Source organism: Capnocytophaga sp. oral taxon 412 str. F0487, from assembly GCF_000271925.1.
Classification (GTDB): Bacteria; Bacteroidota; Bacteroidia; order Flavobacteriales; family Flavobacteriaceae; genus Capnocytophaga; species Capnocytophaga ochracea.
This window is the reverse complement of record NZ_AJZR01000061.1, coordinates 62,253-87,388: the sequence shown is the minus strand read 5'-3', so window position 1 is coordinate 87,388 and position 25,136 is coordinate 62,253. Positions and strand designations below refer to the sequence as shown.

Below are 25,136 nucleotides of genomic sequence, written 5' to 3'. Positions count from 1 at the left end.
TTACAAGTTGACTCTTTTTTTGTTTGAAGTGAGCTCGATATAACAAAATTCTCTTTTTTATTTGCTTTTGTACTATATACCTTGCCAAAGTTTCTGTTCGCTCTTCGCGCTACGACCCTTACCAAAATAGAAATCCCTTAACTACCTTCTTTTTAGTTCTATCTTAGCTTTAACTTACTTCCTATTTAGGTTCGTCTTTTGTTCGTTGTAGACCCACTGTAGAGCCACTGTAGAGCCACTGTAGACCCACTCTTCGTTCATCTTACTGCCGTTATACCTTGCTAAAGTTTCCGTTCCCCGTATAGCTCACGCCCTGTTGTGCTATGGCTTTTTCAAAGTTGGAATCATTGATAGTCAATCTCATTGATATCACATTTATAGGGGCGCTTGTAAACGCCCCTATAAAAATAAGACTTTTTGAACAGCTTCTTTTTTGTGTTTTACTATTCAGTAAATTCGATTACGTCAGCTGAAACAGTTACTGTATATTGGATTCCTACCCATATAAAAATCCAATGTGACTCAACGGTTTCATTGATAACGGCTCTTGAAGAGCCTACCAAATTGGCTTTTTGAAGCATTTTAGCTCTTGCTTTTTCCACCAAAGCACGTTTCCCACCTCCTATAATCAATAGAAAATATTGATTAGAAGCTTCTCCTTTAACGTGTTCTACTACTTTAAAGTTATTTTTAGCCAGTACCACTTGAGTAGTATGGTTGTTTACATTGTGTGATAACTCTCTTGTTACACCACAACTTACTAACAGTAGTGCTAAAACACTGAATAATACGATTTTTTTCATTTGTTATTGATTTAATTTTGATGTTACGATATGAGTAAGGGCAACTTTTAGAGCATAAAAAAAGCGTGAATGTTTTGTTCACACTTTAAAAAGGCTCTGGTATGCCCGAAACAGGTATGTAACAAAAACAGTTCACGCCCTTATGGGGCGAGAAACCATTTGTTAATTCACCTCTGTTTCTATTGAATTTACCAGATTCTTTTTAAAAGGAATATTAACAACTTTCTCTTTAAATCTTATGTGTATTTTTCTATTCTTCTATATCTCAATTGTTTTTATTTGGTGCAAAAGTATGAATTAATTGTAAATTACAAATGATAAAAGACAATTTTTTTCCAGAAAAATAAAGTTTTTCCCTTTTTTCGTCATTCGTATTTCGTATTTTGTAATTATTTATTACTTTTGCCCTCTGTAACAAAAATTTAAACCAATGAATACCGTAAATCGTTTATTCGATATACCTTATTATCAACAATCTAAACACCCTTTAGAGGTCGCTTTTGCTACCAAATACAACGGTGAGTGGGCAAAAACCTCTACCGCTGAATATATCCAAAAAGTGAATACCGTAAGCCGAGGCTTATTGCGCTTAGGCATTGAAAAAAATGATAAAATAGCGGTCATTTCAAGCACTAATCGCACCGAATGGCACGTGCTCGACATCGGGATTTTACAAGTAGGCGCACAGAATGTACCTATCTATCCCACTATCAACTTAGAGGATTTCGAGTATATCCTCAATCATTCGGAATGTAAATACTGTGTCGTTTCCGATAAAGAACTATGGGAGAAAATCTCTTCTATCCAAGATAAATTGCCTCATCTAAAAACTATTTTTACCTTCAACGATGTACCTTATGCCCACCATTGGCAAGAAATCCTCGATTTAGGCGCCGATGAGAGCAATCAAGCAGAAGTGGAAGCACGCAAAGAAAGCATACAGAAAGACGATTTGGCGACTATCATCTACACTTCGGGCACTACCAGCCGTCCAAAAGGGGTAATGCTCTCTCACTGGAATATCATTTCTAACATACTGAACTGTCAAGACCGTTTGCCTATTAGCGAAGGCTCTACAGCTCTCAGCTTTTTGCCTGTGTGTCACGTGTTTGAGCGTATGCTCACCTATTTGTATCAGTACGATTGTCTAAGCATTTATTTTGCCGAATCTCTCGATAAAATCAGTGATAACTTGCGTGAGGTAAAACCGCATATCATTACAGTAGTACCCCGGCTCATAGAGAAGATTTACGACAAAATCTTCGCAAAAGGGGCAGAACTTAAAGGCATTAAACGCAAACTCTTCTTTTGGGCACTCAATTTGGGCTTTCAGTACGAACCTTATGGTGCTAATGGCGCTTGGTATCAGTTCAAACTGAAAATTGCACGCAAACTCATTTTTAGTAAATGGCGTGAAGCCTTAGGAGGACGCATACAGATGATTGTCTCAGGTAGTGCTGCCCTATCACCGCGTTTGGCTAAGGTGTTCTCTGCCGCAGGGCTGAAAATTATGGAAGGTTATGGTCTTACCGAAACCGCTCCCGTAATTGCTGTGAACCGTGAATCGGGTAGATTTTGGAAAATAGGTACCGTAGGGAAACCTATTGTGAATATAGATGTAAAAATCGCCGAAGACGGTGAAATACTTGTGAAAGGCGAGAATGTAATGTTGGGCTACTATAAAGACCCCGAGCAAACAGATCAAAACATCACTGAAGGTTTCTTCCACACAGGCGATATAGGTGAGCTTGATGCTGATGGCTTCCTTAAAATCACCGACCGCAAGAAGGAAATCTTCAAAACTTCAGGCGGTAAGTACGTATCACCTCAGCTGATAGAAAACCAGTTGAAACTCTCTCGTTTCATCGAGAATGTAATGGTAGTAGGTGAAGGTGAAAAGATGCCAGCTGCTATTATTCAGCTCAATTTCCCGTTTGTAAAAGAATGGGCACGCCGTCATAAAGTGAAATTAGGAAAGACCAACGAAGAAATTATACAAAACCAAGCCGTTCACGACCGTATTGCTAAAGAGGTAGAAAAGGTAAACAATCATTTAGGCAAGTGGGAACAAGTAAAACTTTTTGATTTCACCCCCGATGAATGGACGATAGACGGTGGTCATCTCACTCCTACTCTCAAGCTCAAACGACGTGTGATTAAAGAAAAGTATATAGATATTTACAATAAGTTCTACAATAAGTGAGAGAAATAACCGATATTACTACTTTTACTACCCAGCAACCTACGGTGCTCACCATAGGCACCTTCGATGGTGTGCATTTGGGACATCAGAAAATCATTGAAAGGGTAGTAACAACAGCTCGCCAAGAAGGACTTTTAGCAACAATATTCACTTTCTTTCCGCATCCGCGAATGGTAGTGCAACACGACAAAAGTTTGAAACTTATTCATACTTTGGAAGAGAAAAAGCAACTACTCCAGCAATTAGGCGTCGATTTGCTCGTGGTGCAACCTTTTAATGAGGCTTTTGCTCAACTTACTGCCGAGGAGTTCGTAAGTACTATTTTGGTACAGCACCTCAACGTGAAAAAGGTGATTATTGGTTACGACCATCGTTTTGGGCGCAATCGTACCGCAAATATAAGCGATATGCGTTTATTTGGCGAAAAGTATGGCTTTGCTGTAGAAGAAATATCGGTGCAAGAAGTAGATGAAGTATCGGTGAGTTCCACCAAGATAAGAGAAGCGTTGAATAAAGGCGACGTTATCACTGCTGAGCATTACCTCGGGACTCCTTACAGCCTTACAGGCACGGTGGTACACGGACTCAAATTGGGGCGTACCTTAGGCTACCCTACGGCTAATATACAAGTAACCAAAGACTACAAACTCATTCCCAAAGATGGCGTATATGTGGTATATAGCTATATTGGCGGACAGAAAGTATATGGAATGATGAGCATTGGTAAGAATCCTACTATCGAAGGAAAAGGAGCGTCTATCGAGGTGTATTTCTTTGACTTCAACGGCGACCTTTACAACCGTGAACTCACAATATATTTTGTAAAATACCTACGTGAAGAACGAAAGTTCTCTTCGGTAGCACTTCTTAAAAAACAATTACAAGATGACGAAACAACAGCGAGAAAAGCAATTGCGTTATGACAAAGCTTATATGCGTATGGCGATGGAATGGGCAAAATTGTCTTATTCACAGCGAAAGCAAGTAGGAGCTATAATAGTAAAAGACCGTATGATTATTTCTGACGGTTATAATGGTACGCCCACTGGTTTTGATAACTGTTGTGAAGATGAGGAAGGCAATACCCATTGGTATGTACTTCACGCCGAAGCCAATGCGATAATGAAAGTCGCTTCGTCTACCCAATCGTCGGAAGGAGCAACGCTCTATATCACAATGTCACCTTGCAAAGAGTGCAGTAAGCTCATCTACCAATCGGGGATTAAGCGCGTAGTGTATAAGGAAGGCTATCGCGATAACGAAGGGTTAGCTTTTCTCGAAAAAGCAGGTGTAGAAGTCGTTCATTTAGAAGAGGTAAGTGAATAATCTTCTTTACTTAAATTTAATATTTACTCCAAGTAGCTGATATCCTTCCCAAGTGTTGGAGGTACAGAATTCCCAACTATATTTTACTTTATTAACTAAAAAAGTTTCCTCTTTTCTTATTTTGGTGATGCGTCTGTTAGCAATCGTTTTACCGGTGATATAGCCCACAAATAGGGCAATAGGGTAATCGGAAGCCCAGTGTACTTTACTTTGCATCATTTCGTAGCACATTAAACCTAAGGCTGTGTAACCTACGGGCTTTATCCATTTGTAGTCGGGGTAGTTTTCGGCAATCACTGTGAGTGCCGACATTGCAGTAGTCAGGTGTCCAGAGGGCATAGCGTCATACATAGGGGTATCCTCTTGGTAAGCTTTAAAGCTGGGAGCAAACGTCCACTGACTGTGCCAACGCCCGTCGTCTGCCGTTATAAACGGACTCTCGCGCCCTGTGAGTCGCTTGATGGGTTGTACAAAAACACCCGATACGATGATGCTTTCCAATATCTGCATAGCAGTACTTTTGGCACGATAATCACCTGTGATAAGACCATAAGTAGCCATTCCCCCACTGATGATGATAAAAGTCGTACCATTGCCAATAAAGTACATTGCTGAGTTTACATCGGCGGGAACGATTTTTAAAAAGCCTAACTTCTTATAAGTATGTGCTTCATTTAGTTCTAAATTTTCACCCAAACTTCTACTTTCTCTAATGAGCCAAGGGTCGGCAGGAATAAGTGCCGCAGTAGCACCAATAGCCGCCAATCCGTAAGGGTAATTTGGTTTAGACACCATCTCCACCGCCGATTTTCCTATATTACGCGGTATCTTGTTGAAGATATCTACAAAGCGCGGTTTTTTGTACTCATAAGTGAGGTGCTTATTGATTTTGTAGCTTCTGTTAAATGAACAATAATTAGTATTAACCATTTCCAGACCTCCTTTTTCCAAATTATCAAATAAACTATCCAATACACTTTCAGGAATAGAATCAGTTTCCTGCGAAAGGGCAGGGGAGAGGGGGAAAATAATAAGGAAGAGTAATAAAAGGTATTTCATTGTATCAAATCATTCAAAAAACTATCAGTGTTTTCGTTGTTATAGAAGGCTTTGATTTCTTCAGCATTTTCTTTGAGCAATTGGCGAATGAAAGCATCGTAGGTAGTTTTACGGTCTTCTAAAAAGCCGTTGAAATAGCGTTCACTTACTTCCAAACCATTGGCTTTTTCTATCTTTAAAAGACGTTCGTACAAAGGGACTATATGCTCGCTGATGAGTGCTTTAGGCAATGCTTTGCGGTGTGATACAAAAGCAGTAATCTCATCTTGCTCATTGCGTACTATTTCAAAATTAGTAATCACCCAATAATAGCACCCGCTTTTAGAGAGGTTCTTGATGATAGCGTGGAAATTATTATGCCCTTTGAGGTTTTCCCACAGTATTTTGAAAACTACTTTGGGCATATCGGGGTGGCGGATAAGGCTATGAGGCTGGTCATACAACTCAGCCTCAGTATAGCCTGATACTTTCTGAAATGCCTTATTGGTTTCCATTATATGTCCGTGCTTGTTGGTACGACTCATCAGGGTAGTGGTTTTATCCCACAACACTTCTTCGTCTATGGGCACGGGACGTTTGATTGTTGGAGTTTCAGTCATTTTCTTACCTCTTATCTCTTACTTCGTATCTAATTTGTGCAGCCAATTGCGCATATCCACTTCTTTGGCAATAGTGTTGCGCAATTCGGGAATGGCAATGCGCACTTGCTCCATAGTGTCGCGGTGGCGCAAAGTAACGGTGTTGTCTTCCAAAGTTTGGTGATCGACGGTTACGCAGAAAGGTGTACCTACGGCATCTTGACGGCGATAACGGCGACCTACTGCATCTTTTTCGTCGTAAGCTACATTGAAATCGTATTTTAGCTCGTTTACTATTTGCTCGGCGACTTCTGGAAGTCCGTCTTTTTTGAGCAATGGCAATACGGCTACTTTGGTAGGTGCTAACACAAAAGGTAAACGCAATACGGTGCGAGTGTCACCTCCTTCTAAGGCTTCTTCTTGCAATGAGTTGGAGAACACTGCAAGGAACATACGGTCGAGCCCGATAGAGGTTTCGAGTACGTAAGGAGTATAGCTCTTGTTTTCTTCGGGGTCGAAGTATTGCATTTTTTTGCCTGAATACTTTTCGTGGTTACCGAGGTCGAAATTAGTACGAGAGTGGATACCTTCTAATTCTTTGAAACCAAAAGGAAAACGGAACTCGATATCGCAAGCGGCATCGGCGTAGTGGGCAAGCTTTTCGTGTGGGTGGTAGCGATAGTTTTCCTCTCCCATTCCTAAGGACAGGTGCCATTTGAGGCGGGTTTCTTTCCAGTACTCATACCATTGTTGTTGGGTACCTGGTTTGATAAAGAATTGCATTTCCATTTGTTCGAACTCGCGCATACGGAAAATAAACTGACGTGCCACAATCTCGTTGCGGAAGGCTTTACCCGTTTGGGCGATACCAAAAGGAATTTTCATACGTCCGGATTTTTGCACGTTTAGGAAGTTTACGAAAATACCCTGAGCGGTTTCGGGACGTAGGTATAAATCCATAGAAGCATCGGCAGAGGCGCCTATTTTGGTACCGAACATTAGGTTGAACTGTTTTACATCTGTCCAGTTGCGAGAACCTGTTTCGGGGTCGGCAATTTCGAGTTCTTCGATAAGAGCTTTTACATCGGCGAGGTCTTCTTTCTCAAGCGATTTACCCAAGCGGTGTAATATTTCTTCGCCACGTTTTTTGTATTCTAACACACGAGGATTGGTAGTTATAAACTGCTCGCGGTCGAAAGCATCGCCGAAGCGTTTTTGAGCTTTAGCGATTTCTTTTTCAATCTTATCGTCGAGTTTGGCGACGTAATCTTCTACGAGCACATCGGCGCGGTAGCGTTTTTTAGAGTCTTTGTTATCGATAAGAGGGTCGTTGAAAGCATCGACGTGCCCAGAAGCCTTCCACGTAGTAGGGTGCATAAAGATAGCAGCATCGATACCCACAATGTTCTCGTTCATTTGCACCATTGCGCGCCACCAATATTCGCGGATATTCTTTTTTAGTTCAACGCCATTTTGCCCATAATCGTATACGGCACCGAGTCCGTCGTAGATTTCACTAGATGGGAAAATAAAGCCATATTCTTTGGCGTGAGCAACAACTTTTTTGAATTGATCGTCTGTATTTACCATATATTCAATTGATTTTCAGTTATAAAATATAGATTAAAGTTTGTTTGAGATTGAAAATAATTCGACAAAGATACTATTATTTTTTGGAAAAAGGAGTATATTTGCCGAAAAAAATTAGATTAATGGTTAGTGGTTAATGATTAATGGTTAATAGTGAAATTGGGAGAGGATTATACAAAGCTTATAGGATAGATGGACGAAGAGTGGGTCTACAGTGGGTCTACAGTGGGTCTACAGTGGCTCTACAACGAACAAAAGACGAACGATGAACGAAGGAACAACGAACCTAAGTAGAAGGAAAGTTGAAGCTAAGGCAGAGATAAAAAGAAGGTTATTACTGGATTTCAACTTTGCCAAAGATTTGAAACTTTGGCAAAGTTCATACATATAAACGAATAAACAACGGTGCAAGGCACGGACAGGTGCGAGCCGCACGGGCAGATAATGAACAAAAGACGAATAAAAAATCCTCTCCTCAATCACATAGTTTCCTATTCGGAGACTACTCCCAAGGAGAGGGAGTGTAGTAACGGAAAAATAAGACGAACAATGAACGAACAATGAACGAGGAGCGGAAGGAGAGAAGGTGGATTTAAGAGGAAGCTATTAACGACCTATTCGCTAAAAGAATTATGATTTTATCGGATATACTTTCGGTGTTATCACCTGCTTATTGCAGAGGTTGTGGAAAATTATTGGTTATAGGTGAGCAATTTTTGTGTGTAAATTGTAGAGAAAAGTTGGAAGAAACGAACTTTCATTTGCAGGCGGAAAATTTGTTTACCCAGCGACTGACAGAAGAGTGCGAAGTGTTTGCGGCTACTGCATTATTTTACTTTAAAAAGGATAATATGGCACAACATTTGATACATTCTTTAAAGTATAAAGGAGATGAGCAGATAGGGGAGTGGTTAGGACAATGGCTCGGTGAAAAGATAAAGAATGCGCCCCTATTTCAGCAGGCTGAGGTGGTGTTGCCTGTGCCTTTGCACAAAAGCAAAGAACGCAAGCGAGGATACAACCAAGTAGCCTTGTTTGGCAGGACACTTGCCACAGTGTTACACCTTGATTATATAGATGATGTATTGGTGAAAATTGAAGCTAATACTACGCAAACCCGAAAGGTAGTGTGGCGACGTTTGAAGGAGAGTGAACATATATTTTCTCTTCAAAACACTCATAGAATAGAAGGCAAGAAGGTGCTTTTGGTAGATGATGTGGTGACCACAGGAGCTACGCTCACAAACTGTTATGAGCTACTGAAAACCGTACCCAATGTGGAAATAGGCGTTGCTACAATGGGGTATGCGATGTTGGGATAAGAATGGAAATATATTGATAAATAGAAAATTAATAACTAAATATAAAATTGTATGAAGAACACTTTTAAATTAATTGTTGCAGCATTTGTAATGTTTGCATTTAGTACTAATTTAGGGGCTATGACCCTTAATGTAAATCAAATCGCTAAAAGCCTTATCGTAGACCAAGATGGTAACGGAGGAGTGAAAGTGAAGAAATCTTGCGATAAAGACGGCGAGAAAAAAGAGTGCAATAAAGATGGCAAAAAGAAATCTTGTTGCAAAAAAGACGGTAAGAAAGATGGCAAAAAGTCTTGCCACGAAAAAGGTGGTGAGAAAAAAGAAGTGAAAGCAGAAGAAAAACCTGTAGAATAATTTTTCACCCATTATAAAAACTTTTTTACACTGAAAAACCTTAGCATAAGTGGCTGAGGTTTTTTGGTATTAGTGTGATGTATGAAAAAACTTATTTATAGTCTGTTGAGCAGTGTAGTGCTATTGTTAGTAGCTTGTGGTACTGATATATTGCCTAAGCCTAAGGGAGTATTGCGATTGGAATACCCGCAAGCATCGTATCAGAAAGTAACCGAATTGCCTAATTGTCCGTTTACTTTTGAGGTAAATACGCTATCGGAATTGAAGTACAAACCCCATTCGTGTGATGTTAATATAGAATATCCTGCGATGAAGGCTACGGTTTATCTCACTTATAAAAATGTGAATGGCAATATTCGTCAGTTGCTGAGTGATGCACAAAAGTTTACTTATGACCATACGATTAAGGCAGATAATATTGCTTCGACAGTATTTATGAACGATACGACCAAAGTGTACGGTATGTTTTATCAAGTGTATGGCAATGCAGCTTCGCAAGCACAGTTTTACGCTACCGATAGTGTGCGTCATTTTATATCAGGTTCGGTGTATTTTAGGGTGGTTCCTAATTACGATTCGGTACAACCTGCGAGTAATTATTTAGAAAAAGATGTGAGGAGGATAATGGAAAGCCTCCGTTGGAAATAAAAATAGAGGTAAAAGTTGGCAGTTTACAAATATAGCATTACTTTTGCCCCACAAAACACCGAAAAATTATGAGTTTACAAACTAAAGTAATGGAGGCACTCAAAGAAGCGATGAAAGCTAAGGACACAGTGGCATTAGAATCGTTGAGAGCTATTAAATCGGCTATTTTGTTAGCCAAAACAGAAGCAGGGGCTGCCGAAGAACTTTCGGAAGCTGATGAACTTAAACTGTTACAGAAATTAGTAAAACAGCGCAAGGACAGTGCGGCTTTGTACACACAGCAAGATAGGAATGACTTAGCTGAGCCTGAATTAGCCCAAATGGCGGTGATAGAGAAGTTCTTACCGGCTCAACTCAGTGAAGCAGAAGTAGAAACTGCTCTGAGAGGAATTATTAACCAAGTGGGCGCTACTACGCCTAAGGATATGGGCAAGGTAATGGGTGTAGCCACTAAACAATTGGCAGGCAAAGCTGATGGCAAGCTCATTTCGGAGATTGTAAAGAGATTATTGTCTTAGTAATATATAGTTTACAAAAGGCCGCATAGTTCAACTGGATAGAATATCAGATTCCGGTTCTGAAGGTTGGAGGTTCGACTCCTCTTGCGGTCACGGGAAAAAAAGCAGGTTGCTAATTAGCAACCTGCTTTTTTGGTTGTGCTCTGTGGAGTGACGAGAGTGTAATGTGAGACAGTATATTAAGCAAACTCTAAATGCTGTAATTCTTTACCAAAAGCGTGCAAATGGCGTTGTATTTTTTGAGTAGTTTTGGCGCTAGGTTTACGTTTGCCTGTGAGATAGTGGCTTAGTTGCCCTTGATTTACTCCAGTAAGACGTTCTAATCCTGCTAATGAAATAATTTTGCTGTAATATTCTAAGAAAGATGCGGTGTCATATTGATATATGAATTCTAAATCGGGGAACTCTTTACCTATTTCATCGTAATACTCTTTCATCTCATCACGACATAACAAAAAGTCATCTTTAGCCTCGGCTACTGTATTACCTTCTCCTATGATTCCAAAATTTAAATTATCATCATCTAAATAGATGCCATAAGAGCCATCGTTACCTCTTTCTATAATTGCTTTTACTTTCATATCTTCTGTTTATTTTTTAAGACCAGCTAATTTAAGAATGCTATTTAAAGTACCTGCTTTTACTTCTTGACTTTCGTGTCTACTGGTTGGGAATTCTTTATTAGTGAGAGGACTAAACCAAATGGGGTGATTACCTCCTTGCCTTACTATATAACAACCTGCTTCACGTAGTTTTTTGTGTAATTCAGAATACTTCATTTATTTCATTACTTAAATTGGTGTGGCAAAGATACGAATATTAATATCATTATACAAATTTTTAGTGTTAAAGATTCTATGGTTATCTTCTATTCCTATTAAAATAATTCACCTAAATCATCTGTTTTACGGATATAAAAAAGCAGGTTGCTAAGTCTTTAGTAACCTGCTTTTTTTGGTTGAGATATTTTAAAACGATTATAAAATGAAATCGGTGTTGATGAAGTTAGAAGCGCCGGTGCGGAGGAGGTTCTCTACTATCCTGTCGTTATAGTCGTTGTTTTGGAACGATACAAAAGTGCGGATAGAGAACGAGCGTAAGGCATCGTGTACGCTTAGGGTACCCACAGCTGAGTCTTTTCTACCAGTGAAAGGGAATACATCGGGGCCTCGCTGACACAAGCTGTTGAGGTTCACACGGCAGAGCATATTCACCAACATATCGATGAGAGGAGAGAGCTCGTGTGGGTCTTCGCCAAACAAACTGATTTGCTGTCCGTATTTAGAATCGGAAATCTCATCTATAATCTCGTTGATATTGGAGAACGGTTTTACTGGAATAAGGGGTCCAAACTGCTCTTCGTTATACACTCGCATTTCCTTGGTAACGGGATAAAGTACCGCAGGGAAAATGAAGTTATCAGTGCGCTGACCACCTTTTTTATTCTGAATAGTAGCCCCTTTGGCAAGAGCATCGTCTATAAGTTCCTGTAAGAAAGCAGGTTTATCGACCTCAGGTAGGGGAGTGAGAGCTACTTTTTCGTCCCACGGATTACCAAATTTCAACGCATCGACCTTTTCGGCAAAACGCTTGAGAAACTCATCTTTTATCTTGGCGTGTACGTAGAGGATTTTTAGTGCTGTACAACGCTGTCCGTTGAAAGACAAAGCTCCTTTCACGCATTCGTTTACTGCCAAATCAAGATTGGCGTCAGGAAGTATTACCCCAGGGTTTTTAGCTTCCAACCCAAAGACAAGGCGCAAGCGGTTTTTCTTAGGGTGCTGGTCTTGCAGTGCAATAGCTGTCTTGCTGTTGCCTATGAGTGCCAATACATCTACCTTACCACTCTCCATAATGGGTGGTGCAACGGTGCGACCGCGTCCGTAAAGAATATTGATCACCCCACGAGGGAAGGAGTTTTGGAAGGCTTCCAATAGAGGCGTGAAGAGTAATACCCCGTGTTTAGCGGGCTTAAAAATCACTGTGTTGCCCATAATAAGTGCAGGGATAATCAGTGCAAAGGTTTCATTCAGTGGGTAGTTATAAGGGCCTAAACAGAGTACAACCCCTAAGGGGCCACGACGAATGAGGGCATAGACTCCATCGCGTTGTACGAATTTAGACGACTGGTTATCGAGTTCTTTATAAGCATTGATAGTGTCGTAGATGTACTCTACGGTACGGTCAAATTCCTTACGCGAGTCGTCCAAGTTTTTGCCGATTTCCCACATCATCAGTTTTACGACCTCATCGCGTTGCTTTTCCATTTGTTTTACAAACTTGAGCATTGCGGAGATGCGGTCTTTTACTTTCATCGTAGGCCATAAACCTTTACCTTTGTTATAAGCCTCGGTAGCCGAATGAAGGGCTTCTAAAGCATCAGCTTTGCCTAACGAAGGCACGCTACCCAAGAGGGTGCGTTCATACTTTTCAGTAGAAGAAATAGTGGAGTAGATATTGGTGAACTCACCTTTCCACTCACGGAGTTCGCCATCGATAAGGTAAGTGTCTTGGCGAAAGGGTTTTACTTGAAATTGTTCTGGTATATTCATAATTTTTTAATTAGCAAATTAGTAAATTAGCAAATGAGTAGGGTATGTACATTTGCTAATTATCACATTAACAAATTAGCAAATTGTCATACTCTTCCTTTGAGGGCGTTGAATACCCAAGCAATAGCAAAAAAGCCAATGCCTACCGCTCCGAATCCAAAGCCTGCTACTTCGTTGTATTTAAAGGCTCCTAAAGCGATAAGCCCTAAGCCTACTACTATCATTATGAGGGTTGCCCACCCTAATACAGCATTTTTATTCATTATTATGATTACAAGTATCGGTTATCAGTAGGCAAAAGTAGAAAATAATTAGCAAATGAACAAATTTTTGAATTAATGGTCAATGATTAGTGGTTGGTGGTTAATGGTTAGTGGTTAATGGTTAATGGTTAGTGGTTAGTGGTTAATGGTGGAATAGGGAGAGGATTGTACAAAGCTTATAGGATAATTGAATAATGGGTGGGTCTACAGTGGGTCTATAATAGATGATAAACGACCGAATGACGAATAAAACCTCCCCCTAACCCCCTCAAAGAGGGGGAATTGTAGCGATGCAAAGACGAAGAATGGACGAAGAATGGACGAAGAATGGACGAAGAATGGACGAAGAATGGACGAAGAATGGACGAAGAATGGACGAAGAATGAACGAAGAATGAACGAAGAATGAACGAAGAATGAACGAAGAAAAAGTGAAGCTAAGTTAAAGGTAAGGTAGAGATAAAAAGAGGGTTATTGGTAGTTTTTGACTTTGTAAAAGGTTGTAGTACGAAAAGCAATTAGAAACTTTGGTAAGGTGTATGGTTGGGAAAAGGGGAGAAGAATAGTGGTTTGCGATTTTGAAAGGGAGTGATGAAATGACGCTGAGATGAAGGGGAGAAGATTTTAACATTTGTTTTAAGAAAATATTAAGAATGGGTATTGATTTAGAAAAAAAGACTTTAATTTAATGAGTAAACTATTTTGGTTATAATAATTAAATAGATTTAAAAAATAACCGTATAAAATAAGCTTTTCTTTAATAAAATAGATATAAAGAAGATTATTTTTTAATCTTTGGAGATTTTTGAAGGAGAAAAATATAAAATTAGTACTTTTGATTCTATTTGATTATCAATAATATATATTTTTGAAATAAAGAAAAAGAGAAAAAAAAGGAAAAAAGTAAGGTGAAAAATTTGCGCTATGTTAAAATATTCCTAATTTTGCGCCCAAATTAATTTATTCAATAAAGTAATGAAAGTAAAAATATCAATGCTAATGTTCGTTTTTGCATTGTTTAGCGGTGTGCTAATGGCACAAACGAAAGTAACTGGTACAGTTACAGGCAGTGATGGTATGCCACTGCCAGGTGTAAGTGTTGTGATTAAAGGTACAACACGTGGTGTTTCAACTGACTTTGACGGGAAGTATGAACTACAAGCAGCTGCCAATGAAACTATTGAGTACAGCTTCTTGGGGTATAGTACTCTGCAAAGAAAAGTTACGAAAGCGAGCGGTACTCTTACTTTAGATGTGGTGTTACAAGAAGAAGCACAACAACTTGGTGAAGTAGTGGTAACCGCTTTGGGTATCAAACGCCAAGAAAAGGCCTTAAGTTATAACGTACAACAAGTGAAGTCGGAAGAACTTACCAAAGTGAAAGACGTGAACGTGGTAAATAGCCTCAACGGTAAAGTAGCGGGGGTGAATATCCAACGTAGTTCTTCTGGGGTAGGTGGTTCTACCAAAGTGGTAATGCGCGGTCTCAAATCATTGGACGGTAATAACGGTGTACTCTATGTGATTGATGGGGTACCACTCTTCAACAAACAAAGTGATGGCGGAGGTAATAACTTCGGTCGTCCAGGTGGAGGAGAAGGTATTTCAGATATCAACCCTGAGGATATCGAAAGTATCAACGTACTTACAGGTCCTTCGGCAGCAGCTTTATACGGTAGTGAAGCCGCTAACGGGGTAATCCTTATCAACACTAAAAAAGGTAAAGAGGGTAAAACTGAAGTAAACCTATCCAGCAGTGTAGAGTTGATGACTCCTATATTATTACCTGAATTCCAAAATACTTATGGTAGCAATGGTGATAAAAGCTGGGGTGCTAAATTAGCAACACCTTCTACTTTCGAACCTCGTAAATTCTTCAATACAGGTACAAACTTTATGAACTCTGTTACCTTCTCTACAGGGAACGCTCAAAACCAAACTTTTGTATCGGCTGCACAAACCAATGCCGAAGGTCTCATTCCTAACAACGCTTACTATCGTTACAACGTAGGGGTACGCAATACTGCTAATTTTGCTAAAGATAAATTGCACTTAGATGTAAGTGGTAACTTTATCCGCCAAGGTAGCCGTAATATGATGGCGGGAGGTGGTTATTTCAACCCCTTAGTAGGTTTGTATTTAATGCCACGCAGTATGGATTATCGCGATGTACAAGCTTATGAACGCTACAACCCTTCAAGAGGTATTTATGAAAGATATCAACCTTATTCTGATAGAGTTGACAGCTACTTCTCCGAAAACCCTTATTGGGTAGCGAACCGCGAACTCTTCTTGAACAACAAGAAACGCTATATGATGTCGGCTTCTTTGAAATACGATATCCTCGATTGGTTGAATGTTACAGGGCGTGTGCGTTTAGATAACGACTACGGTACTGCTGAAGAAAAACTATATGCCAGCACTACCAACTTCTTAATCGGTTGGAAAACTGAATGGGGGCCTAACAACAACGGTTCTTATGCTAATACCCAAACTAAAGATGAGCAAACTTATGCCGATATAATGTTTAACGTCAATAAAAACTTTGGCGAAAAATTCTCTTTAACAGCTAACGTTGGTTCAAGTTATAACGACCGTTATAGCACTGGTCTTTCGGCAAGAGGCGTGTTGTTCCGTTTGCCTAACCTCTTCTCAACAACTAACTTCGACCCTCAACGAGGAGGCTCAGGTCAGAGCTATTCTCGCGCTAAAAACGTAGCGGTATTTGGGAGTGCTGAACTCGGCTATAAAGGTATGTTATACCTCTCAGCTACAGGTCGTAACGACTGGTCTTCACAATTGGTAAACTCTGCTGAACCTTCATTCTTCTATCCTTCTGTAGGGCTTTCAGCTGTGATTTCTCAAATGACAAAATTGCCTGAGTTTATCAACTATTTGAAAGTACGCGGTTCATATACTGAGGTAGGTTCTCCTATCAGCAAAACAGGTATTACTCCAGGTACTATTACTCACGAACTTACTGCCGACGGCTTGAAAACTAATAAGGTATATCCTTATCCAGAATTTAAAGCTGAACGCACTACTTCTTGGGAAGCTGGTTTAAATACCAAATTGTTCGGTAATAGCTTGTCAATAGATTTGACTTTGTACAAATCTAACACTTATAATCAATTCTTTGAACAACAATTGTCCGCTTCTTCTATCTACTCTTCTTTCTATTTGCAAGCAGGTAACGTTGAAAACCGCGGTATTGAGTTGTCAGTAAATTACAATAAAGAATTCCTTAACAAAGAACTCAACTGGAATTCTACTCTTACCTATTCACGCAACGTAAACGAAATAAAAGAATTAGTTCGCGGTTACCGCAATCCTTTCACAGGTGAATTATTTGATATTACAGAAGTGCGCAAAGGTAGCACTGTATTGCGCGAAGGCGGTAGTATGTCCGATGTTGTAGTAAGAGGTGTATTGCTCCGCGATGTAAACGGTGATCTTATCGAAGAAGCTTCTCAATACAAATTTGATAAAACTCAAGAAGTAAAATTAGGTCGTTCTACCCCCGATTTCCAAATGGGATGGCGCAACACCCTTTCTTATAAAGGTATCGATTTGAGCTTCTTGTTCAACGGTAGCTTTGGAGGTATCGTTTTAGCAGGTACACAACCTATGCTCGATGCCTACGGAGTATCAAAAGCTTCTGCCGATGCTCGTGATAACCGTGGGGTAGTAGTGAACGGTAAAAAATACGACGCTCAAAAATACTACAATACCATTAAAGACCTCCCTGGTTATTACTCTTACGACGCTACTAATGTACGCCTCCAAGAAGTATCTCTCAACTATACTATAGATGGCAAACACTTCTGGGATAAAGTAAAAAGCGTAACGATTGGTGCCATTGGTACTAACCTTTGGATGATTTACAACAAAGCTCCTTTCGACCCTCAACTTACTTATGGTGTAGGTACCTATGCTACTACTGAGTTTTTTATGACTCCAAGTGCAGCTACTTACGGTGCGAGCTTGAAAATTAAATTCTAATTCAAAAACGACAAAACAATGAAAATATTCAATAAAAATATAGCAGTTGTAGCATTATCAGGTATATTACTCGGCGCTTGTACTAAAGATTTTGCCGATGTAAATACTAATAAAACACAACCTACCGATGAGGATATTAACCGTGGTGGCTATGCCTCTGGTGGATATTTTACCGAGCTGGTACAACGCCCGATCCCTACAGGAGTAGGTGTTAACCCTGCTAACGACTATCAAGTAGTACAAAATATGAGTACTGATAACTGGGTAGGTTACTTCTCTCCAGGGCGTAATCACTGGGATAATGGTAATAACCAAACCAGTTACTATGTGTCCGACTTCCGTGCCAATGGTACTTTCTCTACACTTATTACAAAAGTGATGAACCCTTATTTTGAGATTAAAAACCGCTTGCACAATGTCCAAACTGTAAATGGTAAATTGGTGTATACCCCTAAAGATTTGACAAGCCAAGCTGCTTATTCTTTAGCACAAATCGTAAAAATAATGGCTATGCATCGCGCTACCGACCTCTTTGGTCCTATCCCTTATAGTGATATGGAACCTGGTAAAATCAAAGCTAAATACGATAGCCAAGAAAAAGTTTACAAATCTTTCTTAAAAGAATTAGACGATGCAGTAACCATACTCAATCAATATGGAGCTAACAACAAAGTGTTAGAAAACTTCGACCCTGTCTACCAAGGTGATACTGCTAAATGGATACGCTTAGCCAATTCATTGATGTTGCGCTTAGCAATGCGTGTACGCTTTGCTGACCAAGCACTCGCTCAACAATATGTAACTAAAGCTACTACGAATCCTGGTGGACTTATTGAAGACGATTCTCAAGCAGGTAAGTTAGTAACCTCTAGTAAATATATTTTCGACCATTCCTTGGTAACTATGTTAGGTTATGGTGAGCTTAAAATGGGCGCGACTATCTATTCTTATCTAAAAGGATATAACGACCCTCGTATGGCTAAATACTTTACCAAAGCAACTGCCGATACTCAAACCTCCGATTTCTACGCTGTACGCTCTGGTATCGACCCTACCACCGATGTAGCTGTCTACAAAAACTTCTCAGTACCTACTGTAGTACAAACTACTCCTACCTATTGGTTGCGCGCTTCCGAAGTACAATTCTTACTCGCCGAAGCTGCTTTGATAGGATGGTATACTAACGATACTGCCGAAAATTTGTACAAAAAAGGTATTGAAGTATCTTTCGCCGAAAATGGTTTAACTGCTGCTCAAGCGCAAAGCTATTACAATAGTAGTGCTCAGCCTGCTAACTATCCCGACCCTAAAAACTCTGTTTACAACATCAGTGCAGCGAGCACTATTGATAAAAAATGGCTCACCAGCGGTAGTACTGAAGACCATTTAGAGCAAATTATCACTCAAAAATACCTCGCTAACTATCCTAATGGTTTCGAGTCCTGGAGTGAATGGCGTCGTACGGGCTACCCTCGTATGTTTACAGCCGCTTTAAACAGAACCAATGTAGGAGTGCAAAATATCCCTGCTTCTGGTAAAGATTTCGGTATGCGTCGTTTCCCATTCCCTGAAAATGAATTTAAACAAAACAGAGAAAACGTTACAGTTGCTCAAAGCCTCTTAGGTGGTACTGATAACGCTGCTACTAACGTATGGTGGGACAAAAAAACTAAATAAATTTAAAAGTAAAATACGATGAAAAAATTTGTATACACACTATTAGCCCTTACTATCGGACTTACAAGCTGTAGTAAGTGGACAGAAACAGAGTCGAATGCCGAAGATTTTGAAAGAGCGGCATTAGAGGACTTAAAGGACAAAAGAGACGCTGCTAAATGGCTCGCTGAAGCTGAACGTACTGAAGAGAACAAAAAAGCTCTTGAAGCCTATTGGGCTCAGCTCCGCGAGTACAAACAAAAAGCGTGGCTCAATACAGGTGAAGCTGGCGGTCAGGTGCCTATGGTATATTTTTGGTTTGATGGGCCTACTTGGCAACCTGTAAAAGGCATTGCACGTGGCTGGTTACAAGCTGTACCCGACTCGATAGTAGCGCTTTCTATTTGGGGAGGTACTAATATGCGCCCCGAAACCCTTACTGAGTTTCACAAGAAAGATATTGAGGTTTTTCACAAAAAGGGAGGCTCTATCTTGATGTGTTGGCAAACTCCAAGTGTAGGTTTAGGCTTACCCGCTACCAAAGAAGGAGTGTCAGGTAGTCAAGACTTTCATAACAAATATCCTTATGCTGAATGCTATAACCAATGGCCAGAGATCTATGCTCGTGAGTTAGCGCGCTATATCATCGCTATGGATTTTGATGGTTATGATGTAGACTGGGAAACTTGTGGGAACCATAATCAAAATCTTACAGGAGAAGAACAGAAAAAACAGACTCCATTAATGGTAGATTGGGGTAATGAGAATAGTAATATAGCTAAATTTGTAAAAGAAATGGCTAAATACTTTGGTCCTATAGGAGCAGATCATGCTGTAAAAACTCAAGCAGAACGCGAAGCTAATCTTAAAGCGTTATTTACCGCTTCTACTTCAGGATTCCACCCTAAAGAAGCTGAATATATTAATAGTTTCAAATCTTATTTGCCAGCTAACTATCTTACCAAACGTTACTATTTCTGTGCCGATGTGCCCTGTCACGTAGCAGCAATTTTCCATAATCACTTTACTACTTATTTTGATAAACACTTTTTACAAGACTATAATGTTAATGGGGTAGGAAATCATATTGAACATTTAGGAGGTGTTTACTACAACTCTACCTCAGCTAATTATCAAGCAGGTAAATTTAATGTAATGATAGGAAAAGGGAAAGCTGTAAAAAATAAAGAAATATGGGGTTTAGGAGCATACCACGGACAAAGTGATTACGCTGTTACCAATGAAAGTGACCCTCACTTCAAAAAATATCTCCAAGATAATAATATTACTCGCAAGTATTTGCACTACGCTTGGACTCGTGAAGCGATCCGCATCGCTAATCCTCGCCCTGATTACTCAGGCTATAAAGAAATGGAACCTACAATCATTCTCCCTTAAAAAATTATTACAATGAAAAATACAATCATAAAATTAGCGAGTGTAGCCCTTTTCTTAGGGCTCACCGCTTGTCAAGAAAAGTTAGACAACGACAATAGTAACAGTCTCGGAAACCTTTCAGCGGTGTATATGAACGACAACAATGTCAATGTGAGCTTTGCCAAGTCTACTGAATCAGGTAGCACTAAGTTTGAAATCCGTATGTCTAACCTCAGAGAGCGCAATGAAACCATCACCATTGCTACTACCGATTTTTTCCCTGAATACAACGAGAAAAACACCACTAATTACAAAATGTTACCTGTCTCTGAATACGAATTGTATGAAGAAGGTAATACTGCCAATAAATCTACTAATGGTAGTTTGAACATCACTCTAAAAGCTGGACAAACAGCTGTACAAGTGGGAGTGAAAGTACGCCCTTTAAATGATGATACCTTCCCTTTAGGCATAAAATACGCTATCCCATTGCGTATCGTCTCTGCTTCTTTGCCTATTCTTTCTAATAAAGATGTGGTAATAAGCCTTAGTCGTCCGTTCAAAACTTCAGTAGCCAAAATTAAACAAGGCTATGGTTTAGGAGTGAAAGTAGCCGACAATATTCAAGGAAATGATGAATTTACCATACAAGGAATGTTCTTGTTTGAAGAATTTCACTCCTATAATAATACCAATGTAAATATGTCACTTTTCCAAGGCGAAATGTTACCTTATACCCGTATAGATGCTGGTAAAATACAGGTGAAAAACGGTGGTGGAGATAGCCCCGACGATTGGGCAGAATCTAAAGATATTGCTGTAGGAAAATGGGTACAAATTACCTTCACCTATAAAGACTCTTTCCTTAAATTGTATATCAATGGTAAACTTATTAAAACTTATCAACGCCCTAGCTTAAAAGTATCTCCTGGTATGCGTATCAATATCGAAAATACCCAAACCTCTTACTCTGCGAATCGTTATTTCCGTGAGTTTAGATTGTGGAACAGAGTTCTTACCGATGCTGAGATTGTAGATGGTTTATACTTGCCTGTTGATCCAACTAGTAAAGGTTTGGTAGCCTACTTGCCTATCACCAAAAAAGACGGCTTTAAAGATATGAGCAAGTACAATAATACCACTATCTATAGAAAAGGTACTTCTTCCTATAATACAGGAGAACAAGATGGTGATTCGTATGTAAAAGATATTGATGAAGCTACCTTTACTCCTACGATAGAATGGAAAGAGAATGTAAAATTCCCATCTGAAATCTTAGATACAGAAGATTAGTAATAACAATGAGGCTATACTGTAAAGAAATAGCTTCTAAAAAATAAACACAATGAAAAAAATAATATTCAATAGTTTAACAGTCGCTTTCTGTTTTTCACTATTAGTATCTTGTAAAAAAGACGAGATTACTGTCGAAAAAAACGATAGCACTACTTGGGAAATTGATAAAAAAATAGAAGACAATGATATTCGTACCCAATTAGGGTATGACCCTCGTCTTAACTATATTTATCTCAGACCCACTGTTGCCGATCTGCCAATGCTCTCTTTTGGTAATGTAACTATTAATAGAAACTATACCAAAGAAGTAGAAGTAAGACTGCTTGACAAACCTTATGATAAGGATGTTCAAGTATCATTTGCTTACGATGCTTCTGCTTACAACAAAGTAAAAGCTAATTATTCAGGCTTTGAATTAGGTGATGCTAACCTTGTTCAGTTGAGCGAAGCTACCAAAACCCTTAGCAAAGGTGAAACTTCTGTTACTTTCACGCTTACTATTAGCAATAACTCTAATTTTAACAAAAAAGTTATTTTGCCTTATGCCTTAAAAGTAACCGATAGCGGTCTTACACTTCCTAAAGGAAAAGATGTATTTGTACTAAAAGTCTTCCCTGAAGAAATAAAAATCACTGCTGAATCTAAAGTTGTTTCCAAACTTTTAGGCTACTACAATGGTAGTGTTTATATAGGAAATAGTGATAAGGAAGTCGCTTTCACTATAAAGAGTAGCTATGAACTCCCAGCAGGACTTAAAGTAGCCTTAGTGCGCGATGATAGTGCTGTGCTAAGTGGTAGAACCCTCGCACCTGCAGGAGTTGAAGGAACACTCCCCGAAGATGATTTCGATGCGTTAAGTAAAAAGCTTACTTTCAATCTAAATGAAGATTCTTTTACTAATAAGGGAGAATACGCATTACCCCTCAAATATGTAGTAAAAGATGCTTCAGGCAATGAACAAGAATTGACTAATAACAAACTCTTTGTGAATTTCGACATTAAAGAGTTAGTCTCATCAAATGATAATGTAGAAGTGGGCACTCAACCATCAGGTAAAATAATAGATAGAAAAGGTATTATCGCTTCTTATTATGGAGACATATATTACTCTCCAAGATTTCTATTAGATGGAGATGAAAATACCTATTCTTATGTGAGAGATGGTGCTTATTATTACTTTACTTTTCCTAAAGTAAGACTTATAAAATCAGTAGTATTGAAAGCTATATCAGGGAACCAAGTGAAAAATATATCAGCGTATGCTGGTATGACACAAGGAAGTGAGCAATATCAAGGAACTATAACTTATAACGGTAGTGGTGAAATTGTAATAACCTTTAAAAAAGCCATTCCTCTTATACGTCTATCAGTAGGAAACTTTGTTAATGATGAAAACGCTTCCTCTTATTGGATGGGATTCTCTGAAATTAATTTCTACGAAGAGTAGTAAAAATTAAATAAAATACTATTCTACTTTTAATAGAGTAGTATCCTTTATAAAAAGGAATGTTTACTAAACATTCCTTTTTCTGTTTATCTATTTTCCTATAATTCCAATAAAAAAGCGTATTCTTTTGCAGTTTCTTTTAAGGCTTCAAAGCGTCCTGAGGCACCGCCGTGACCAGCTTCCATATTGGTGTCTAAATATAGCGGATGGTCGTCGGTTTTGAGTTCTCGCAGTTTGGCTACCCATTTGGCGGGCTCCCAGTACTGTACTTGTGAGTCGTGCAAACCGGTACTCACGTACATTGCTGGATAGGCTTGGGCTCGCACTTGGTCGTAAGGCGAATAGGAGAGCATATAATTGTAATATTTCTCGTTATTAGGATTCCCCCACTCGTCGTATTCGCCCGTAGTGAGCGGAATACTGTCGTCGAGCATTGTGGTTACCACATCTACAAAAGGTACAGAGGCGATAATGCCTTTATACAATTGTGGTGCCATATTCACTACGGCACCCATTAACAAACCTCCAGCCGAGCCACCTTCGGCAAATAGATGTTCGGGAGAGGTGTAGCCTTCGGCGATGAGAAACTGAGAACAAGCGATAAAATCGGTAAATGTGTTTTTCTTTTTGAGGAGTTTGCCATCTTCATACCATTGGCGACCTAAATACTCTCCTCCGCGGATATGTGCAATAGCATAGATAAAACCGCGGTCTAACAAGCTCAAACGGGTGGTAGAAAAATAAGGATTGATGGTTACTCCGTACGAGCCATAACCGTACAGTAACAAAGGATTTTGCCCATTTTTCACTATGTCTTTGCGGTAGATGAGCGAAATAGGAACTTTTACTCCGTCAGGGGCAGTTGCCCAAAGGCGTTCTTCTATATAATTATCTTTGTTGAAGTTCCCGCCTAATACCTCTTGTTCTTTTAGCAGATGCTCTTCGCCAGTGCGCATATTGTATTCTATAATAGAAGCAGGAGTTGCCAATGATTGGTAGTTGTAGCGCAACCATTCGGTGTTGAAATCTACATTTTGAGTAGTATAAGCGGTATAAGTTTCGCTATCAAAGGGGAGATAATGTACTTTTGAGCCGTCCCACGAACGTATTTGTATGCGTTCTAAGCCGTTGTACACTTCTTCGACTACTAAGAAATCTTTAAAAATCTCGATATCGTTGAGGCGTACTTCGGGACGATGGGCTATTACCTCTTCCCAATGCTCGGAAGTTGTAGCACTTTCGGGGGTACGCATCAGTTTGAAGTTGGTCGCACCGTCTTTATTGGTGAGAATATAAAAATACTTCTCATAATGAGCGATATCGTACTCCAAGCCACGTGTGCGAGGCTGGAATACTTTGAAAGTCTCGTGAGGGGTGTTGGCATTTAAGATTTGATATTCGGATGTAAGGGTACTTTCGCTGCCTATCACAAGATATTTGCGAGATTTTTCGCGGTAGATGAACACATCAAAAGTATCGTCTTTTTCGTGAAAAATCAGTACATCGTCTTTGGGGTCAGTACCTAAAATATGGCGGTATACTTTGAAAGAGCGCAGGGTTTGGATATTGTTCTTTACGTAGAAAATGGTACGATTATCGGCTGCCCAAATCGCTTGTCCGTTGGTATTTTTGATTTTATAGGGCAGTATTTCACCTGTGCTGAGGTTCTTGATTTGCAGGATATATTGCCGGCGAGATACCGTATCTACCCCAAAAACCGCCCACTGGTTGTCGTCGCTTATGGCAAAGCTATCGAGGTGAAAGTAGGCTTTGCCTTTAGCCATCGCATTACAATCGAAAAGCACTTCTTCGGGAGCTTTGATCGTTTCTTTGTAGCGCACATAAATAGGATAATCCTTACCTTCTTCATAACGAGTTTGATACCAATAACCGTTGTAAAAGTAAGGCACAGAACTATCGTTCTCTTTGATGCGGCTTTTCATTTCTGCAAAGAGCGTTTCTTGCAAAGGTTTGGTGTGTGCTGTTTGCGCCTGATAGTAGGCGTTTTCGGCTTCTAAATAAGCAATAACTTCAGGGTTTTCGCGCTCGCGTAGCCAATAGTAATTATCGGTGCGTTCTTTTCCAAATTCGTTGAATATATGGGGTATTTGTTTGGCTTTTGGAATTGTAGTCATCTGTTTTT

21 protein-coding genes and 1 tRNA gene are annotated in these 25,136 nt (G+C 39.5%); 13 read left to right on the top strand and 9 right to left on the bottom strand.

The features are described 5' to 3' along the window. Nucleotides 1–443: 443 nt before the first annotated feature. Complete coding sequence (locus HMPREF1321_RS10720) at nucleotides 444–803, bottom strand: DUF6567 family protein (RefSeq protein WP_009422626.1); 360 nt, start codon at nucleotides 801–803, stop codon at nucleotides 444–446. 430 nt (nucleotides 804–1,233) lie between these two features. On the opposite strand from HMPREF1321_RS10720, the gene HMPREF1321_RS10715 reads away from it, so the two are divergent. The 3 genes from HMPREF1321_RS10715 to HMPREF1321_RS10705 are packed head-to-tail and all read left to right on the top strand — an operon-like array spanning nucleotide 1,234 to nucleotide 4,332. Next, nucleotides 1,234–3,006 (top strand): AMP-dependent synthetase/ligase, encoded by a 1,773-nt coding sequence (locus HMPREF1321_RS10715; RefSeq protein WP_009422584.1) that lies wholly within the window; start codon nucleotides 1,234–1,236, stop codon nucleotides 3,004–3,006. After that, on the top strand, nucleotides 3,003–3,929 hold the full coding sequence (locus HMPREF1321_RS10710; protein WP_009422580.1) for a bifunctional riboflavin kinase/FAD synthetase: 927 nt from the start codon (nucleotides 3,003–3,005) through the stop codon (nucleotides 3,927–3,929). The genes HMPREF1321_RS10715 and HMPREF1321_RS10710 overlap by 4 nt, the downstream gene beginning before the upstream one ends. Next, entirely contained in the window at nucleotides 3,892–4,332 is a 441-nt protein-coding gene (locus HMPREF1321_RS10705; RefSeq protein WP_002675416.1) for a deoxycytidylate deaminase, read from the top strand. Before HMPREF1321_RS10710 ends, HMPREF1321_RS10705 begins: the two co-directional genes overlap by 38 nt. A gap of 6 nt (nucleotides 4,333–4,338) precedes the next feature. On the opposite strand, the gene HMPREF1321_RS10700 is transcribed toward HMPREF1321_RS10705, so the two are convergent. Genes HMPREF1321_RS10700 through HMPREF1321_RS10690 form a run of 3 tightly spaced genes read right to left on the bottom strand, consistent with a single transcriptional unit; the run spans nucleotide 4,339 to nucleotide 7,559 of the window. After that, nucleotides 4,339–5,391, bottom strand: a complete 1,053-nt coding sequence (locus HMPREF1321_RS10700; protein WP_009422566.1) for a phosphatase PAP2 family protein — start codon at nucleotides 5,389–5,391, stop codon at nucleotides 4,339–4,341. Further along, complete coding sequence (locus HMPREF1321_RS10695) at nucleotides 5,388–5,990, bottom strand: PAS domain-containing protein (protein WP_009422567.1); 603 nt, start codon at nucleotides 5,988–5,990, stop codon at nucleotides 5,388–5,390. The genes HMPREF1321_RS10700 and HMPREF1321_RS10695 overlap by 4 nt, the downstream gene beginning before the upstream one ends. Before the next feature lie 18 nt (nucleotides 5,991–6,008). Then, on the bottom strand, nucleotides 6,009–7,559 hold the full coding sequence (locus tag HMPREF1321_RS10690) for a glycine--tRNA ligase (protein WP_009422591.1): 1,551 nt from the start codon (nucleotides 7,557–7,559) through the stop codon (nucleotides 6,009–6,011). A 632-nt stretch (nucleotides 7,560–8,191) separates the two neighbouring features. Here HMPREF1321_RS10690 and HMPREF1321_RS10685 point away from each other — a divergent pair. The 5 genes from HMPREF1321_RS10685 (at nucleotide 8,192) to HMPREF1321_RS10665 (ending at nucleotide 10,494) form a co-directional block, all read left to right on the top strand. Then, complete coding sequence (locus HMPREF1321_RS10685) at nucleotides 8,192–8,881, top strand: ComF family protein (protein ID WP_009422600.1); 690 nt, start codon at nucleotides 8,192–8,194, stop codon at nucleotides 8,879–8,881. A 51-nt stretch (nucleotides 8,882–8,932) separates the two neighbouring features. Next, entirely contained in the window at nucleotides 8,933–9,235 is a 303-nt protein-coding gene (locus HMPREF1321_RS10680) for a hypothetical protein (RefSeq protein WP_009422562.1), read from the top strand. 81 nt (nucleotides 9,236–9,316) lie between these two features. Further along, a complete protein-coding gene (gene gldD, locus HMPREF1321_RS10675; protein WP_002675426.1) occupies nucleotides 9,317–9,883 on the top strand; it encodes a gliding motility lipoprotein GldD in 567 nt (188 codons plus the stop codon). 68 nt (nucleotides 9,884–9,951) lie between these two features. Continuing rightward, the gene (locus HMPREF1321_RS10670; protein WP_009422564.1) at nucleotides 9,952–10,401 is read left to right on the top strand and encodes a GatB/YqeY domain-containing protein; all 450 of its coding nucleotides are present in this window, start codon (nucleotides 9,952–9,954) and stop codon (nucleotides 10,399–10,401) included. 19 nt (nucleotides 10,402–10,420) lie between these two features. Beyond that, nucleotides 10,421–10,494 (top strand) — tRNA-Arg (locus tag HMPREF1321_RS10665). Nucleotides 10,495–10,580: 86 nt separating this feature from the next. On the opposite strand, the gene HMPREF1321_RS10660 is transcribed toward HMPREF1321_RS10665, so the two are convergent. From HMPREF1321_RS10660 to HMPREF1321_RS12050, 4 genes are all read right to left on the bottom strand, one after another. Then, on the bottom strand, nucleotides 10,581–10,982 hold the full coding sequence (locus tag HMPREF1321_RS10660) for a helix-turn-helix domain-containing protein (protein ID WP_009411287.1): 402 nt from the start codon (nucleotides 10,980–10,982) through the stop codon (nucleotides 10,581–10,583). Nucleotides 10,983–10,991: 9 nt separating this feature from the next. Next, a complete protein-coding gene (locus tag HMPREF1321_RS10655; RefSeq protein ID WP_009422599.1) occupies nucleotides 10,992–11,180 on the bottom strand; it encodes a type II toxin-antitoxin system HicA family toxin in 189 nt (62 codons plus the stop codon). Between the two features lie 198 nt (nucleotides 11,181–11,378). After that, nucleotides 11,379–12,953: an NADP-dependent glyceraldehyde-3-phosphate dehydrogenase gene (locus HMPREF1321_RS10650; protein WP_009417614.1), complete on the bottom strand. Its 1,575-nt coding sequence runs from the start codon at nucleotides 12,951–12,953 to the stop codon at nucleotides 11,379–11,381. Between the two features lie 86 nt (nucleotides 12,954–13,039). Next, nucleotides 13,040–13,216, bottom strand: coding sequence for a CAL67264 family membrane protein (locus HMPREF1321_RS12050; RefSeq protein WP_002675432.1), 177 nt, complete (start codon nucleotides 13,214–13,216; stop codon nucleotides 13,040–13,042). A gap of 974 nt (nucleotides 13,217–14,190) precedes the next feature. On the opposite strand from HMPREF1321_RS12050, the gene HMPREF1321_RS10645 reads away from it, so the two are divergent. From HMPREF1321_RS10645 to HMPREF1321_RS10625, 5 genes are read left to right on the top strand one after another with little or no spacing between them, the layout of a single operon-like run. After that, the gene (locus HMPREF1321_RS10645) at nucleotides 14,191–17,217 is read left to right on the top strand and encodes a SusC/RagA family TonB-linked outer membrane protein (protein WP_009422552.1); all 3,027 of its coding nucleotides are present in this window, start codon (nucleotides 14,191–14,193) and stop codon (nucleotides 17,215–17,217) included. An 18-nt stretch (nucleotides 17,218–17,235) separates the two neighbouring features. Continuing rightward, entirely contained in the window at nucleotides 17,236–18,894 is a 1,659-nt protein-coding gene (locus tag HMPREF1321_RS10640) for a SusD/RagB family nutrient-binding outer membrane lipoprotein (RefSeq protein WP_009422617.1), read from the top strand. Between the two features lie 18 nt (nucleotides 18,895–18,912). Continuing rightward, the gene (locus HMPREF1321_RS10635; RefSeq protein WP_009422594.1) at nucleotides 18,913–20,271 is read left to right on the top strand and encodes a glycoside hydrolase family 18; all 1,359 of its coding nucleotides are present in this window, start codon (nucleotides 18,913–18,915) and stop codon (nucleotides 20,269–20,271) included. Nucleotides 20,272–20,283: 12 nt separating this feature from the next. Continuing rightward, nucleotides 20,284–21,543, top strand: coding sequence for a DUF1735 and LamG domain-containing protein (locus HMPREF1321_RS10630; RefSeq protein ID WP_009422570.1), 1,260 nt, complete (start codon nucleotides 20,284–20,286; stop codon nucleotides 21,541–21,543). A 52-nt stretch (nucleotides 21,544–21,595) separates the two neighbouring features. Next, nucleotides 21,596–22,993 (top strand): DUF1735 domain-containing protein, encoded by a 1,398-nt coding sequence (locus HMPREF1321_RS10625; protein ID WP_009422605.1) that lies wholly within the window; start codon nucleotides 21,596–21,598, stop codon nucleotides 22,991–22,993. A gap of 98 nt (nucleotides 22,994–23,091) precedes the next feature. Here the strand turns inward: HMPREF1321_RS10625 and HMPREF1321_RS10620 are convergent, their stop codons facing one another. Then, entirely contained in the window at nucleotides 23,092–25,128 is a 2,037-nt protein-coding gene (locus HMPREF1321_RS10620) for a S9 family peptidase (protein WP_009422560.1), read from the bottom strand. Between the last annotated feature and the right edge of the window lie 8 nt (nucleotides 25,129–25,136).

Bases quoted from the DNA above. Each gene is read 5' to 3' on its own strand.
- HMPREF1321_RS10655 (WP_009422599.1), bottom strand. From the start codon at position 11,180: ATGAAGTATTCTGAATTACACAAAAAACTACGTGAAGCAGGTTGTTAT.
- HMPREF1321_RS10660 (WP_009411287.1), bottom strand. From the start codon at position 10,982: ATGAAAGTAAAAGCAATTATAGAAAGAGGTAACGATGGCTCTTATGGC.
- HMPREF1321_RS10635 (WP_009422594.1), top strand. From the start codon at position 18,913: ATGAAAAAATTTGTATACACACTATTAGCCCTTACTATCGGACTTACA.
- HMPREF1321_RS10670 (WP_009422564.1), top strand. From the start codon at position 9,952: ATGAGTTTACAAACTAAAGTAATGGAGGCACTCAAAGAAGCGATGAAA.
- HMPREF1321_RS10645 (WP_009422552.1), top strand. From the start codon at position 14,191: ATGAAAGTAAAAATATCAATGCTAATGTTCGTTTTTGCATTGTTTAGC.
- HMPREF1321_RS10620 (WP_009422560.1), bottom strand. From the start codon at position 25,128: ATGACTACAATTCCAAAAGCCAAACAAATACCCCATATATTCAACGAA.
- HMPREF1321_RS10630 (WP_009422570.1), top strand. From the start codon at position 20,284: ATGAAAAATACAATCATAAAATTAGCGAGTGTAGCCCTTTTCTTAGGG.
- HMPREF1321_RS12050 (WP_002675432.1), bottom strand. From the start codon at position 13,216: ATGAATAAAAATGCTGTATTAGGGTGGGCAACCCTCATAATGATAGTA.
- HMPREF1321_RS10720 (WP_009422626.1), bottom strand. From the start codon at position 803: ATGAAAAAAATCGTATTATTCAGTGTTTTAGCACTACTGTTAGTAAGT.
- HMPREF1321_RS10625 (WP_009422605.1), top strand. From the start codon at position 21,596: ATGAAAAAAATAATATTCAATAGTTTAACAGTCGCTTTCTGTTTTTCA.
- HMPREF1321_RS10650 (WP_009417614.1), bottom strand. From the start codon at position 12,953: ATGAATATACCAGAACAATTTCAAGTAAAACCCTTTCGCCAAGACACT.
- HMPREF1321_RS10640 (WP_009422617.1), top strand. From the start codon at position 17,236: ATGAAAATATTCAATAAAAATATAGCAGTTGTAGCATTATCAGGTATA.
- HMPREF1321_RS10705 (WP_002675416.1), top strand. From the start codon at position 3,892: ATGACGAAACAACAGCGAGAAAAGCAATTGCGTTATGACAAAGCTTAT.
- HMPREF1321_RS10685 (WP_009422600.1), top strand. From the start codon at position 8,192: ATGATTTTATCGGATATACTTTCGGTGTTATCACCTGCTTATTGCAGA.
- HMPREF1321_RS10700 (WP_009422566.1), bottom strand. From the start codon at position 5,391: ATGAAATACCTTTTATTACTCTTCCTTATTATTTTCCCCCTCTCCCCT.
- HMPREF1321_RS10680 (WP_009422562.1), top strand. From the start codon at position 8,933: ATGAAGAACACTTTTAAATTAATTGTTGCAGCATTTGTAATGTTTGCA.
- gldD (WP_002675426.1), top strand. From the start codon at position 9,317: ATGAAAAAACTTATTTATAGTCTGTTGAGCAGTGTAGTGCTATTGTTA.
- HMPREF1321_RS10695 (WP_009422567.1), bottom strand. From the start codon at position 5,990: ATGACTGAAACTCCAACAATCAAACGTCCCGTGCCCATAGACGAAGAA.
- HMPREF1321_RS10690 (WP_009422591.1), bottom strand. From the start codon at position 7,559: ATGGTAAATACAGACGATCAATTCAAAAAAGTTGTTGCTCACGCCAAA.
- HMPREF1321_RS10715 (WP_009422584.1), top strand. From the start codon at position 1,234: ATGAATACCGTAAATCGTTTATTCGATATACCTTATTATCAACAATCT.